At 71.0% G+C, this 12530-nt stretch carries 12 protein-coding genes and 1 pseudogene; 6 read left to right on the top strand and 7 right to left on the bottom strand.

What is annotated here, in order from left to right; all coding sequences use genetic code 11:
- Positions 1-76: pseudogene (locus A5624_RS29250) on the top strand (hypothetical protein); the annotation flags it as partial.
- 77 nt (positions 77-153) lie between these two features.
- Here A5624_RS29250 and fmt read toward each other — a convergent pair.
- On the bottom strand, positions 154-1098 hold the full coding sequence (gene fmt, locus A5624_RS26580; RefSeq protein WP_066873453.1) for a methionyl-tRNA formyltransferase: 945 nt from the start codon (positions 1096-1098) through the stop codon (positions 154-156).
- 178 nt (positions 1099-1276) lie between these two features.
- Here fmt and A5624_RS26575 point away from each other — a divergent pair, with 178 nt between their 5' ends.
- Complete coding sequence (locus tag A5624_RS26575) at positions 1277-2104, top strand: class I SAM-dependent methyltransferase (protein ID WP_066873450.1); 828 nt, start codon at positions 1277-1279, stop codon at positions 2102-2104.
- A 7-nt stretch (positions 2105-2111) separates the two neighbouring features.
- Here A5624_RS26575 and A5624_RS26570 read toward each other — a convergent pair whose 3' ends face one another.
- The 3 genes from A5624_RS26570 to A5624_RS26560 form a co-directional block, all read right to left on the bottom strand.
- Complete coding sequence (locus tag A5624_RS26570; protein WP_066873446.1) at positions 2112-2597, bottom strand: MarR family winged helix-turn-helix transcriptional regulator; 486 nt, start codon at positions 2595-2597, stop codon at positions 2112-2114.
- Between the two features lie 127 nt (positions 2598-2724).
- Complete coding sequence (locus A5624_RS26565) at positions 2725-4749, bottom strand: primosomal protein N' (protein WP_197519040.1); 2025 nt, start codon at positions 4747-4749, stop codon at positions 2725-2727.
- A gap of 80 nt (positions 4750-4829) precedes the next feature.
- Positions 4830-5600 (bottom strand): lysoplasmalogenase, encoded by a 771-nt coding sequence (locus tag A5624_RS26560; protein ID WP_066873443.1) that lies wholly within the window; start codon positions 5598-5600, stop codon positions 4830-4832.
- On the opposite strand from A5624_RS26560, the gene A5624_RS26555 reads away from it, so the two are divergent.
- The 4 genes from A5624_RS26555 to A5624_RS26540 are packed head-to-tail and all read left to right on the top strand — an operon-like array spanning position 5599 to position 9678.
- Complete coding sequence (locus A5624_RS26555; RefSeq protein ID WP_066873440.1) at positions 5599-6573, top strand: alpha/beta hydrolase; 975 nt, start codon at positions 5599-5601, stop codon at positions 6571-6573. The genes A5624_RS26560 and A5624_RS26555 overlap by 2 nt on opposite strands.
- Positions 6574-6595: 22 nt before the next feature.
- Entirely contained in the window at positions 6596-7558 is a 963-nt protein-coding gene (locus A5624_RS26550; RefSeq protein WP_066873437.1) for an alpha/beta hydrolase, read from the top strand.
- 10 nt (positions 7559-7568) lie between these two features.
- Complete coding sequence (locus A5624_RS26545; protein ID WP_066873434.1) at positions 7569-9089, top strand: NAD(P)/FAD-dependent oxidoreductase; 1521 nt, start codon at positions 7569-7571, stop codon at positions 9087-9089.
- A 16-nt stretch (positions 9090-9105) separates the two neighbouring features.
- Positions 9106-9678: a pyridoxamine 5'-phosphate oxidase family protein gene (locus tag A5624_RS26540; RefSeq protein WP_066873430.1), complete on the top strand. Its 573-nt coding sequence runs from the start codon at positions 9106-9108 to the stop codon at positions 9676-9678.
- On the opposite strand, the gene metK is transcribed toward A5624_RS26540, so the two are convergent.
- From metK to rpoZ, 3 genes are all read right to left on the bottom strand, one after another.
- Entirely contained in the window at positions 9662-10873 is a 1212-nt protein-coding gene (metK, locus tag A5624_RS26535) for a methionine adenosyltransferase (protein ID WP_066873426.1), read from the bottom strand. The genes A5624_RS26540 and metK overlap by 17 nt on opposite strands.
- Before the next feature lie 96 nt (positions 10874-10969).
- Positions 10970-12226: a bifunctional phosphopantothenoylcysteine decarboxylase/phosphopantothenate--cysteine ligase CoaBC gene (coaBC, locus tag A5624_RS26530; RefSeq protein ID WP_066873423.1), complete on the bottom strand. Its 1257-nt coding sequence runs from the start codon at positions 12224-12226 to the stop codon at positions 10970-10972.
- A gap of 23 nt (positions 12227-12249) precedes the next feature.
- Positions 12250-12530 (bottom strand): DNA-directed RNA polymerase subunit omega (gene rpoZ, locus A5624_RS26525; RefSeq protein WP_066873420.1); only part of this gene is annotated, 281 nt, incomplete at its 5' end.

Raw genomic sequence — 12530 nt, 5'->3', positions numbered from 1 at the left:
GGTGCGGCTGGGCCAAATCCAGCCGCCCGGAAAGAAATTCATGAACGCGGTCGACTGGGCGCGCGGTGCGCGGCTGGGGCCGGCGGTCGCGCTGCTGCGGGCGCGGCGGCTTGCGCTCCGGCCGCCCGCGCCCCGGCCTGTCGCGGCCGGTGGTCATGTCGCCCGCACCGCGGGGTCCAGCCGCGCACCGCGCGCCCAGTCGACCGCGTTCATGAATTTCTTTCCGGGCGGCTGGATTTGGCCCAGCCGCACCGGATCCGAACCCGTGCCGACCCAGACGCTCTTGCGGTCCACGTGAATGGCACCGGGCGGCAACGGTTCTGGGGGGCCGGCGGTCGCGGCGTCGGCAGTCTGCACCGGGCCCAGTTTGATGCGCAGGTCGCCGAGCAACGTCCACGCGCCGGGGTTGGGGGTGACGGCTCGGATGCGGCGGTCGATGACCTGGGCCGGCAGGTCCCAGCGCACCCGGGCCTGCTCGACGGTGATCTTCGGCGCGATGCTTACCCCCTCGGAGGGTTGCGGCACCGGCGTCAGGGTCGCGTCGGCGATGCCGTCCAGCGTGGCCGACAACAGTTCGGCACCCGAAACAGCCAGTCGCCCAAGCAATTCCCCGGCGGTGTCGGTGGGCCGGATCGTCTCGGTCACCACGCCGTAGATCGGGCCGGAGTCCAGGCTCGGCTCGATCCGGAACGTCGAGGCCCCGGTGATGCTGTCCCCCGCGGCGATGGCCGCCTGCACCGGGGCGGCGCCGCGCCAGGCGGGCAGCAGCGAGAAGTGCAGGTTGATCCAGCCCTTCGGGGGCACCGCGAGCAGGCCGTCGCGCAGCAGCGCGCCATAGGCCACCACCGCGCAGCAGTCCGGGGCCAGCAGTGTCAGCTCGCCGACGAATTCGTCGGAGTTCGGCCGCGACGGCCGCAGCACCGGGATGCCGCGCTCGAGCGCCTCGCGGGCCACCGGCGACGGCTCCGGCTTGCCGCGCCGTCCCGCCGCGGCGTCGGGACGGGTCAGCACCGCGACCACCTCGTGACGCGGCGAGTCGATGAGGCGGCGCAGTGCGGGAAGCGCGGGTTCGGGGGTTCCGGCGAAGACAAGGCGCACCGGGTCAGTCTAGAAAGCGGCTGACGCGGGCCGGACCCGCCGGCGGAATGTGCGTGCGTACACTATTGCTTATGGCTACTATTTCCAGCAGTCAGTGTCTTCCGGTGTGAACCGCTCAGCCGATTCACGTCGACAACGAGGTCGAAAGACAACCCCTTCCCCTCTCAAGGAGGTCTAGATGACCCTCGACGCTTCCATCAGCGACGCCTCGGTGGCCGCAACGCATCGCACGGTATGGGCCCTGGGCGACTACGCGCTGATGGCCGAGGAAGTGATGGCCCCGCTCGGCCCCGCCCTGGTCGAGGCCACCGGCATCGGGCCGGGCGTGCGGGTTCTCGACGTCGCCGCCGGCTCGGGCAACATCTCGCTGCCGGCGGCCGCGACCGGCGCCACCGTGGTGTCCACCGACCTCACCCCCGAGCTGCTGCAACGGTCGCAGGACAGGGCCGCGGCGCGGGGCCTGACCCTCGACTACCGGGAAGCCAACGCGCAGGCGCTGCCGTTCGGCGACGGTGAGTTCGATGTCGTCATGTCGGCGATCGGCGTGCAGTTCGCCCCCAACCAGCAGCGCGCCGCGACCGAACTGGTCCGGGTCTGCCGCCCGGGCGGCACGATCGGCGTGATCAGCTGGACCCCCGAAGGATTCTTCGGCCGGATGCTCGCCACCATTCGGCCCTACCGGCCGAGCCTGTCGCACCCCGCGCCGCCGGCGGCGCTCTGGGGGCGTCCCGGCTACGTCGCCGCGCTGCTCGGCGACCAGATCGGCGACCTCACCGCGGCGCGAGGCATGTTGGCGGTCAACCGATTCGACAGCGCCGAGGCCGTGCACGCGTACTTCAAGCAGCACTACGGCCCGACGATCGAGGCCTACGCGAACATCGGCCACAACCGCGTGCTGGCCGCCGAGCTCGACGCCCAGCTCATCGAACTCGCGCAACAACACCTGACCGACGGCACGATGGGCTGGGAATACCTGCTGGTGACCGCCGAGAAGCGGGCCGGCTAGGGCCGGCCTACAGGTCGACCTCGGCGTCGAGGTGGACGTCGGGTTCGCCGCCGGCCGCGGTGAAGGCCGTCAGCGCCCGCACCAGGCCGTGGCGCTCCGGCGGCGGCATCTTCGCCACGATGGCCGCGATCTCGGCGCGCCGGTGCGCGGTCACCTGGTGGACGACGTCGCGACCGCGCGTGGTGAGCGCGGCGAGCAGCTCGCGCCGCGAGGTCGGGTGGGGCAACCGGTCGATCAGGCCGGCGGCGACCAACCGGTCCACCATCCGGCCGGTGGCCGACGGTTGCACGCCCAGCAGGCCGGCGAGGGTGGCGAGGTTGACCGGGCCGCGATTCGACAGGATCACCAGCGTGCGGAACTGCGCGATGGTGATGGTCTCGTCGACCTGGCCCACCGAGCGCGCCGAGATCGCCATCAGCAAACGGGAGGCGGTCAGCAAAGCGTCGGTGATGACGTCCAATGACTCGTCAACCGCGGTGTTGTCCGCTGTCATATCGCCCCTCCCCGGATGGTTCCGGCCTGTCGGCGGCTAAGGATGAGAAAGTGTAGCAACCTTCTAATGTCGTAAAAAGGGATTATTGCACGCACATATTGTCGCCCAGGGTAACGGTTCATGAAGGTTACCCGATGTGCAGCGGGTCGATCTGCACCCGGGCCGGCTCATGGGTCTGCCGGGCGCTGAGCACACCGACGCCGCGCCGCAGCGCCGCGGCCAGCGCCAGCCCCTGCTGACGGGGCACGCGCACCAGCATCCTGGTCACCGGCGCGCCGGGCGGGGTTCCGGCCGGGCGGCGCACCCCGGGCGGAAGGTCCACGGGCCCAAGCACATCCGCGTGGAGGGACTCCTGGTCGGTCAGCCGGGCCTCGTCGAGCAGCGCGGTGACCGCGCCGGCCGTCCCGTCAATGGCCGCCATGTGCACGCTGGGCGGCAGACCCACCTCGGCCCGCGCGGTCACCTCGGCCTCCGCGTGACCCACGGGGTCCCAGCGGATCAGCGATTGCACTGTGGGCAGCGACGATTCGGCAACCACCATCACCACGCCGCCGTCGCCGCGGGCACGCACCAGCGCGGCGGCGCTCATCCAGCGCCACAGCGCATCCTCGGCGGCCCGCAGGTCTTGCCGGCCCAGCAGCGCCCAGGTGTCCAACAGCAGCGCCGCCCCGTAACCACCGGCCGCCCGCGGCTCGGCGCCGGGGGTGGCCACCACCAGCGCGGGACCGGCCGCGACCTCGGGCACCACACCGTCACCCGAGGACGTGATCACCGCCGTGCCCGGAAACGCGCGCCCGAGCTCTTCGGCCGTGCGCCGCGCCCCGACGACGACGGCGCGCACCGCGTCGGACCCGCAGCGCGCGCACCGTCGCGTCGGGTCGACGCGGCCGCACCAGCGGCACAGCAGAGCGGCGCCGCCCGCCGGTATTGACTCGGTCAGTGAGAGGGGCCCCGTGCAGTGCCGGCAGCGGGCGATGGTGCGGCAGCGCGCGCAGGCCAGCGACGGGACGTAACCCCGGCGCGGCACCTGCACCAGCACCGGCGCCGCGGCCTGCAGCGCCGAGCGGGCGGCGCGCAGCGCGATGGACGGGACGCGCGCCGTGCGCGCCGCCGGGTCGCGCTCGTCGGCATAACCCGTGTCGTCGAGGGCGATCACCCGCGGCGTGCGGGCGCGCACCACCGGCCGCGCCGCGACGATGTCGTGCGCCCAGCCGCTGCGCACCAGCGCGTGGGCCTCGGCGGTGCGCGCGTAACCGCCGATCAGGGCCGCGCACCGAGCCTGATGCGCGCGCAGCATCGCCACCTCGCGGGCGTGCGGGTAGGGCGCCCGCGGCTCGGCCAGGCTGTCGTCGGCGTCGGCCCACACCATCACCAGCCCCAGGTCGCTCAGCGGCGCGAACACCGCGCTGCGGGTGCCGATCACCAACCGCGCGGTGCCCCGCAGCGCCGCCAGCCACCGCCGGTAGCGGGCCGCCGGGCCCAGGCCGGCCGACAGGGCCACCACGCTGCCCTCGTCGATGCGCGCCGTCGCGGCCTGCCACAGCGCGTCCAGGTCGCGCTGGTCGGGAACGATCGCCAGCACCGAACGGCCGGTCCGCACGGTTTGCGCGGCGGCCTCGGTGAAGCGGTCCGTCCACGCCTCCCCCGGCAGCGCCTGCCAGACGGCCCGCGCGGCCCGCGATTCGGCCAGGGCTCCCAGGAACTGGGCTCCCCGGGCGTAACCGTCCCAGCCCGACGGGTCGACGGGCTCCGGGATCGCCGGATCCCGGCTGACCGGGGGCTCGCGCTCGACGCGGGCGTGCCGGGCCGGCACGGCCAGGCGCAGCACGTCGGGGCGGGTGCCGGCGTAATGGGCCGCGACCGCGTCGGCCAGCCGGCGGATTTCCGGTGTGAGCACCGGTTCGGCCGACACGACGCGATCCAGCCAGCCCAGCTTGCCGGTGTGGTCGGTGTCGGTGCGGCGCTCCAGCACGAACCCGTCGACCAGCCGGCCGTGGAAACGCACCCGCACCCGCACCCCGGGCTGGGCGTCGTCGGACTGCTCGGCCGACACCAGGTAGTCGAACTCGCGATCCAGATGCGGCACCGACAGCATCGGCAGCACCCGGGCGATGGGCTCCACCTCGACGGGCGTGCGCGCACCGGGGCTCACCGCGCCCCCGGGCCGCGAATCATGTTGTCATCCAATGACTTAGAAGTCGGGGTCCGCAGCGTACCGGGCACCGGCGACAATCAGCTCTCGGCGGGCGCCGTGGCGTCCCCGGCGGCGTCCTCGGGAAGCTCGCGGCCGAAGAAGAACCCGGCGGTGATCAGGATCTGGGCCGCCGCATACGACCACCAGATCGGCACGGCCAGCGCCTCATTGCCCAGAATGAAGCGGCCGATGGCAATCATCGAATCCGAGGCCGCGAAACACACCGCGCCCACCGCCGTCCAGATCGTCGGCAGTTTCGCCAGCAGGGCCATGCACACCATCGCGGTCAACACGACGAGGTAGAGCGTCACCGGAAGCGTCAGCTTCTCCGCGCCCAGGTGGGGCCAGAACCAGGCCAGCAGCCCAAGCGACGCCGCACCCATCAGGACCACCGCGACGAGGCGCACCGTCGACGGCCGCGCCTCCCCGGAAGCCCCCGAGAACGCCGGCACCAGCGGCAGCAGCGCGGCGACAAAACACATGTGCGCCAACAGGAATGCGGCCAGGCCCACCACGAAGGACAGCGTCCACCACGGGATCGCCAGCACCCAGTCGCCGATGGCCGACAGCAGCAGCGCCGGCATCAGCCACCGCCGCTCGCGCACGACGGCGTGCCCCGCCGCGGCCAGCGTCAGCAGCAACGCCATCGAGGCCTTGAACGCCGGCTGCAGCACCCAGTGCCCGGTCAGCTCGATGCCCGGCGGCGAGCGCAGCGCCAGCACGGTCAGGTAGATGCCGTAGCCGAGGGCCACCCAGCCGGCCACCACCCAGGCGCCGGCCACCAGACGAGGTGCGTACGGTACGTCCATGCCCAGCTTGGATAACACAGCCGACGAGAAACCCGCTATCGACCCCATCCTGCAGAAGGTACTGGATGCGGTTCCCTTCCGGCTATCCACCGAGGACGGCATCGACGCGGCGCGCCAGCGGTTCCGCGACCTGCCGCGCCGGCCGCTGCATCCCGAGCTGCGCGTCGAGGACCGCACGATCCCCGGGCCTGCGGGCTCGATCGCTGTCCGGATCTATTGGCCGCCAAGCCATTCCAACGACCAGCCGGACGGTGACGCAGCGCCCGTCGTGCTGTATTTCCACGGCGGCGGCTTCGTCATCGGCGACCTCGACACCCACGACGGCACGGCGCGTCAGCACGCGGTCGGCGCCGACGCGATCGTGGTGTCCGTCGACTACCGGCTGGCCCCCGAGCACCCCTACCCCGCCGCCGTCGAAGACGCTTGGGCCGCAACGCTTTGGGTCGCCAAGAACGCCGCCGAACTGCACGGCGACGCGACCCGGATCGCCGTCGCCGGGGATTCGGCCGGTGGCACCATCTCCGCCGCGGTGGCACAGCGGGCGCGCGACAACGGCGCCCCGCCGATCGTGTTCCAGCTGCTGTGGTACCCGTCGACCATGTGGGACGCGTCGCTGCCGTCGTTCGCCGAAAACGCGACCGCACCGATCCTCGACGTCAAGGCCGTCGCGGAGTTCTCCCGTTGGTACGCGGGCGAAGTCGACATGTCGAATCCGCCGTCGGACATGGCGCCGGGACGCGCGAAAGACCTGCGCAACCTGGCGCCCGCCTACATCGCCGTCGCCGGTTATGACCCGCTGCGTGACGACGGCATCCGGTACGGCGAGCTGCTGGCCGCCGCCGGTGTCGCCGCCGAGGTGCACAACGCCGAGACGCTGGTGCACGGCTACCTGGGGTACGCCGGCGTGGTGCCCGCGGCCACCGCGGCGCTCGAGGCCGGGCTGGCGGCGCTGCGAACCGCCCTGCACGGGTGAGCCCGCGGCGTACGGTGAACCCATGAGCGAGCCGACCATCGCCCGGCCCGGGATCGACCCGACGTTCAAGGCGTTGCTCGACGCCTATCCGATGACGTTTCGCGAGGCCGACGGCGTCGAGGTCGCCCGCAAGCGGCTCAAGCTGCTCAAGGTGCCGCCGTCGATGCTGCCGGACCTGCGAATCGAGGACCGCACCATCGCCCACGGCGGGCTCACCGACATCCCGGTGCGCATCTATCGGCCCGACAGCGAGCTGCGCCCGCTGCCGGTGGTCGTCTTCTACCACGGCGGCGGGTTCTGCCTGGGCGACCTGGACACCCACGACCCGGTGGCCCGCGCGCACGCCGTCGGCGCCGAGGCCATCGTGGTGTCCGTCGGCTACCGGCTGGCCCCCGAGCATCCGTTCCCGGCCGGCGTGGACGACTGCTGGGCGGCCCTGCGATGGGTCGCCGAGCACGCGGCCGAGCTCGGCGGCGACCCGAACGCCATCGCCGTGGCCGGTGACTCGGCGGGCGGCAACCTCGCCGCGGTGACCGCGCTGTTGGCCCGCGATAACGGCGGGCCGGCGCTGCGCTTCCAGTTGCTGTGGTACCCCACGGTCACCGCGGATCTGTCCCTGCCGTCGTTCACCGACAACGCCGAGGCGCCGATGCTGAACCGCGACGTCATCGACGCGTTCCTGTCCTGGTACGTGCCCGATCTCGATCTCACCGACCCGAAGGCGCTGCCCATCACCATGGCTCCGGCCAACGCCGCGGATCTGTCCGGGCTGGCGCCCGCCTACATCGCGACCGCCGAACACGATCCACTGCGCGATGACGGGGCCCGTTACGCCGAGCTGCTCAGCGCCGCGGGCGTGCCGGTCGAGCTGACCAACGAGCCCACCCTGGTACACGGATTCGTCAGTTTCGCGCTGGCGATACCCGCCGCCGCCGAGGCCACCGAGCGCGGCCTGGCGGCGCTCCGCAAGGCACTGCACCCCTAGGCAGGCAACGATGGTCCCGCACCAAGACGAAACCCCCGACTATCACACGCTGATCATCGGAGCCGGGTTCTCCGGCATCGGTGCGGCGATCAACCTGGACCGGGCCGGGCTGCCCGATTACCTGGTGATCGATGCCGCTGACGGGGTCGGCGGCACCTGGCACTGGAACACCTATCCCGGTATCGCCGTGGACATTCCGTCGTTCTCCTACCAGTTCTCGTTCGAGCAGAGCCGGCACTGGTCGCGGACCTACGCGCCGGGCCGAGAGCTCAAGGCCTATGCCGAACACTGCGCCGACAAGTACGGCATCCGCTCGCGGATCCGGTTCAACACCAAGGTGCAAACCGCCGAGTATGACGACGAGCGCGGCCTGTGGCGGGTGCAGACCGACCCGGCCGGCGCGGGGGCACCTCCCGCTTGCGGGGGAATCACCGCCCGGTTTCTGATCAGCGCCTGCGGCGTGCTGACGGTGCCGAACCTGCCCGACATCGACGGCGTGGACTCGTTCGGCGGCATCACCATGCACACCGCGCGGTGGGATCACGGCCAGGATCTGCGCGGCAAGCGCGTCGCGGTGATCGGCACCGGCGCCTCGGCCGTCCAGGTGATTCCCGAGATCGCGCCGATCGTGTCGTCACTCACGGTATTTCAGCGCACCCCGATCTGGTGCTTCCCGAAGTTCGACGTCCCGCTGCCGGCGCCGGCGCGCTGGGCGATGCGCATTCCCGGTGGCAAGTTCCTGCAGCGCCTGCTCAGCCAGGCCTACGTGGAGCTCACCTTCCCCATCTCGGCGCACTACTTCACGGTGCTGCCGCTGGCCAAGCGGATGGCCTCGCTGGGGAAATCGTATCTGCGGCAACAGGTTCGGGATCCGGCCGTGCGCGAACAGCTCACCCCGCAGTACGCGGTGGGCTGCAAACGCCCCGGCTTCCACAACGGCTACCTCGCCACGTTCAACCGCGACAACGTGCGGCTGGTCACTGAACCGATCGACAAGGTCACCCCCGACGCGGTGGCCACCACCGATGGCGAGAACCACGAGATCGACGTGCTGATCCTGGCGACCGGTTTCAAGGTGATGGACCCCGACAACGTGCCCACCTTCGCGGTGACCGGGAGCGGCGGAAAGTCGTTGAGCCGCTTCTGGGATGAGCATCGGCTGCAGGCCTACGAGGGCGTCACGGTGCCGGGATTTCCCAACCTGTTCACCGTGTTCGGCCCGTACGGTTACGTCGGCTCTTCGTATTTCGCCCTGATCGAGGCGCAGACGCATCACATCGTGCGGTGCCTCAAGCGGGCCAAGCGCGTCGGCGCCACCCGCGTCGAGGTCAGCCAGGAGGCCAACGACCGCTACTTCGCCGAGATGATGCGCCGGCGGCCCCGCCAGATCTTCTGGCAGGACAGCTGTCGGCTGGCCAACAGCTACTACTTCGACAAGAACGGCGACGTGCCGCTGCGTCCGGGCACCACCCCCGAGGTGTACTGGCGCAGCCGGCGGTTTGATCTGGACGACTACCGGTTCACCCGGTAGCGGCTACGCTGCACCCGTGGCGAAGGAATTCGAAAGCATCGACGAGTCGCTGCGCGACTTCATCCGCGAACAGGCCGTTTTCTTCGTCGCCACCGCGCCGTCCGAGGGTGGGCGAATCAACCTGTCCCCCAAGGGGTATCGCGACACCTTCGCGGTGCTCGACGAGCACACCGTGGCCTACCTGGATCTGTTCGGCAGCGGCGTGGAGACGGTGGCCCATTTGCGCGACAACGGCCGCATCACCGTCATGTTCTGCTCGTTCACCCGCAACTCGCGAATCCTGCGGCTGTTCGGCACCGGACGGGTGGTCCGCCCCGACGACGCCGAATTCGCCGGGCTGATGCGGCATTTCGGCGATCAACACGCCGGGGTCCGCACCATCATCGTGGTCGATGTGGAGCGGATCGCCGACGCGTGCGGGTTCGCGGTGCCCTACTACGAGCTCATCGACGAGCGGCCGGTGCTCGACGCGGCGCACCGCAAGGCGACCGATGACCAGTACGGCCGGCTGGTCAAGCGCAACCGGCGCAGTATCGACGGACTGCCGGCGCTAGACGCCGACCACCCCGCGCCTAGATCGCGCGCTTGAGGTCGTCGACCTTGTTCAGCTGCTCCCACGGCAGTTCGATGTCGGTGCGGCCGAAGTGCCCGTAGGCGGCGGTCTGCGCGTAGATCGGACGTAGCAGGTCCAGGTCGCGGATGATCGCGCCGGGCCGCAGGTCGAACACCTCGGGCACGATCTTCTCGATCTTGACCGGGTCGACCGTCGCGGTGCCGAACGTCTCGATGAACAGCCCCACCGGGGCGGCCTTGCCGATGGCGTAGGCCACCTGCACCTCGACCCGCTCCGCCAGCCCGGCGGCGACGATGTTCTTGGCCACCCAGCGCATCGCGTAGGCCGCCGACCGGTCCACCTTGGACGGGTCCTTGCCGGAGAAGGCGCCGCCGCCGTGGCGGGCCCACCCGCCATAGGTGTCGACGATGATCTTGCGGCCGGTCAGGCCGGCGTCGCCCATCGGGCCGCCGAGCACGAACTTGCCGGTCGGGTTGACCAGCACCCGCGTCGCCGAGGAGTCGAGCGTGTCGTGGGCCAGCTCGTCCAGCACGGTCTTGAGCACGTGCTGGCGGATGTCGGGGTCCAGCGTCTTCTCCAGGTCGATGCCGTCGGCGTGCTGGGTGGAGACGACGACGGTGTCCAGCCGCACCGGAACGTCGTCCTCGTACTCGATGGTGACCTGGGTCTTGCCGTCCGGGCGCAGGTAGGGCAGCGTGCCGTTCTTGCGGACCTCGGTCAGCTTGCGCGACAGCCGGTGGGCCAGCGCGATCGGCAGCGGCATCCGCTCGGGGGTGTCGTTGATCGCGTAGCCGAACATCAGGCCCTGGTCGCCGGCGCCCTGGGCGTCCAGCGGGTCCGCGGCGCCCTCCACGCGCGCCTCATGGGCGGTGTCGACGCCCTGGGCGATGTCGGGCGACTGCGCGCCGATGCCGATGTTGACGCCGCAGGACGCGCCGTCGAAGCCCTTGTCCGACGAGTCATAGCCGATCTCGAGGATGCGCTCGCGAACCGTGTTGGTGATGTCGGCGAACGCCTCCTTGGCGGTCGTCGTCACCTCGCCCACCACGTGCACCTGTCCGGTGGTGACCAGCGTCTCGACCGCGACGCGTGAGCGGGGGTCCTGCGCCAGCAGGGCGTCGAGCACGGAGTCGCTGATCGCGTCACAGATCTTGTCGGGATGTCCCTCAGTCACCGACTCACTGGTAAACAGGCGACCCTTTTCGCTCACAATGCCAATCCTTCCAATTAGTTAGTTAGCCGAATTATATCGGCTGGCGTCGGCCCGGCCAGCACCTGCCCCGGTGCCGAGAAGAACTCGACCGTTCTACCCGCTGCCCCCGTGCAGGAACGCGGCGATCGCATCCACGATACGACTGGCCATCAATGTCTTGGAGCCGTGCTGCAGCGCCGACTCGGTACCGTCGGCCGCCAGCAGCCAGCCGTCGTTGTTGTCCACCTCGAAGGCCCGGCCGTCACCGACCGCGTTGACGACCAACAGGTCACAACCCTTGTTGCGCAGTTTGGCCCGGGCGTGAAACAGCACGTCGCCGTTGGCGTCGCCGGTCTCCGCGGCGAACCCCACGATGGCCCGCATGTTGGGCAGCTCGCCGTTGGCGCGCGCCCGCACCGCACCGGCCAGCACGTCGTCGTTGCGGATCAACTCGATGGTCGGCGGCCCCTCGACACCTTTTTTGATCTTGGCGGCCGCAACCCGGGCCGGCCGGAAGTCGGCGACCGCGGCGGCCATCACCAGCACGTCCGCCTCGGCCGCGTGCTTGGCCACGGCGTCGCCCAGTTGCTCGGCCGAGCTGACGTGGACCACCTCCACCCCGGCGGGGTCGATCAGCCCGGCGGTGTGCCCGGCGATCAGCGTGACCTCGGCGCCGCGCTGCGCGGCCACCCGCGCGACCGCATAGCCCTGCTTGCCGGAGCTGCGGTTGCCGATGAAGCGCACCGGGTCGACGGCTTCCCGGGTGCCGCCGGCGGTGACCAGCATCTTGCAGCCGGCCAGGTCGTAGGGCAGCGCGTCGTGACGGTCGAGCAGCAGGTGCGCCAGGGTGGTGATCTCCTCGGCTTCGGGCAGCCGGCCGGACCCGCTGTCCGTCCCGGTGAGCCGCCCGGCGGCCGGTTCGAGCACGACCGCTCCCCGGCGGCGCAGCGTGGCGACGTTGTCGACGGTGGCCGGGTGCAACCACATCTCGGTGTGCATCGCCGGGGCGAACAGCACCGGACATCGCGCGGTCAAGAGCGTGGCGGTCAGCAGGTCGTCGGCGCGGCCGTGGACGGCCCTCGCCAGCAGGTCCGCCGTGGCGGGTGCCACCACGACCAGGTCGGCCTGCTTGCCCAGCTGGACATGCGGAACCTCCGGCACGTCGGTGAAGACGCCGGTGTGCACCGGCTGGCCGGAGAGCGCCTCGAACGTGGCGGCGCCGACGAAACGCAGCGCGGACTCGGTCGGGATGACGCGGACCGAGTGACCGGCCTCGGCGAGCTGCCGAACGACGGTGCACGCCTTATAGGCGGCGATACCGCCGGAGACCCCGACGATCACTCTTTTCGCGACCCGATCGCGGTTGTCCACAGCGCGCGCCCGGCCCGGCCCTGTTACTCGCCCTCGGTGTGCTCGAGCAGGTCGCCGTGGATCTCGCGCATCGCGATCGACAGCGGCTTTTCCTGCAGCCCCGGCTCGACCAGCGGGCCCACGTATTCGAGGATGCCCTCGCCGAGCTGGTTGTAGTAGTCGTTGATCTGACGGGCCCGCTTGGCGGCGTAGATCACCAGCGCGTACTTGCTCGAGACGCGGTCCAGCAGCTCGTCGATGGGCGGGTTGGTGATGCCCAGCGGGGTGTCGTAGGCGCCCTGTCCCCCGGCGGACGGATCGAACC

Origin of the sequence: Mycobacterium sp. 1482292.6, assembly GCF_001672995.1 — a bacterium.
Taxonomy (GTDB): Bacteria; Actinomycetota; Actinomycetes; order Mycobacteriales; family Mycobacteriaceae; genus Mycobacterium; species Mycobacterium europaeum_A.
This window is presented reverse-complemented; position numbering and strand designations above follow the sequence as displayed.

Excerpts from the sequence above, each read along its gene's own strand:
- A5624_RS26575 (WP_066873450.1), top strand. The coding sequence starts at position 1,277 with ATGACCCTCGACGCTTCCATCAGCGACGCCTCGGTGGCCGCAACGCAT.
- A5624_RS26570 (WP_066873446.1), bottom strand. The coding sequence starts at position 2,597 with ATGACAGCGGACAACACCGCGGTTGACGAGTCATTGGACGTCATCACC.
- A5624_RS26555 (WP_066873440.1), top strand. The coding sequence starts at position 5,599 with ATGCCCAGCTTGGATAACACAGCCGACGAGAAACCCGCTATCGACCCC.
- A5624_RS26560 (WP_066873443.1), bottom strand. The coding sequence starts at position 5,600 with ATGGACGTACCGTACGCACCTCGTCTGGTGGCCGGCGCCTGGGTGGTG.
- A5624_RS26550 (WP_066873437.1), top strand. The coding sequence starts at position 6,596 with ATGAGCGAGCCGACCATCGCCCGGCCCGGGATCGACCCGACGTTCAAG.
- A5624_RS26545 (WP_066873434.1), top strand. The coding sequence starts at position 7,569 with ATGGTCCCGCACCAAGACGAAACCCCCGACTATCACACGCTGATCATC.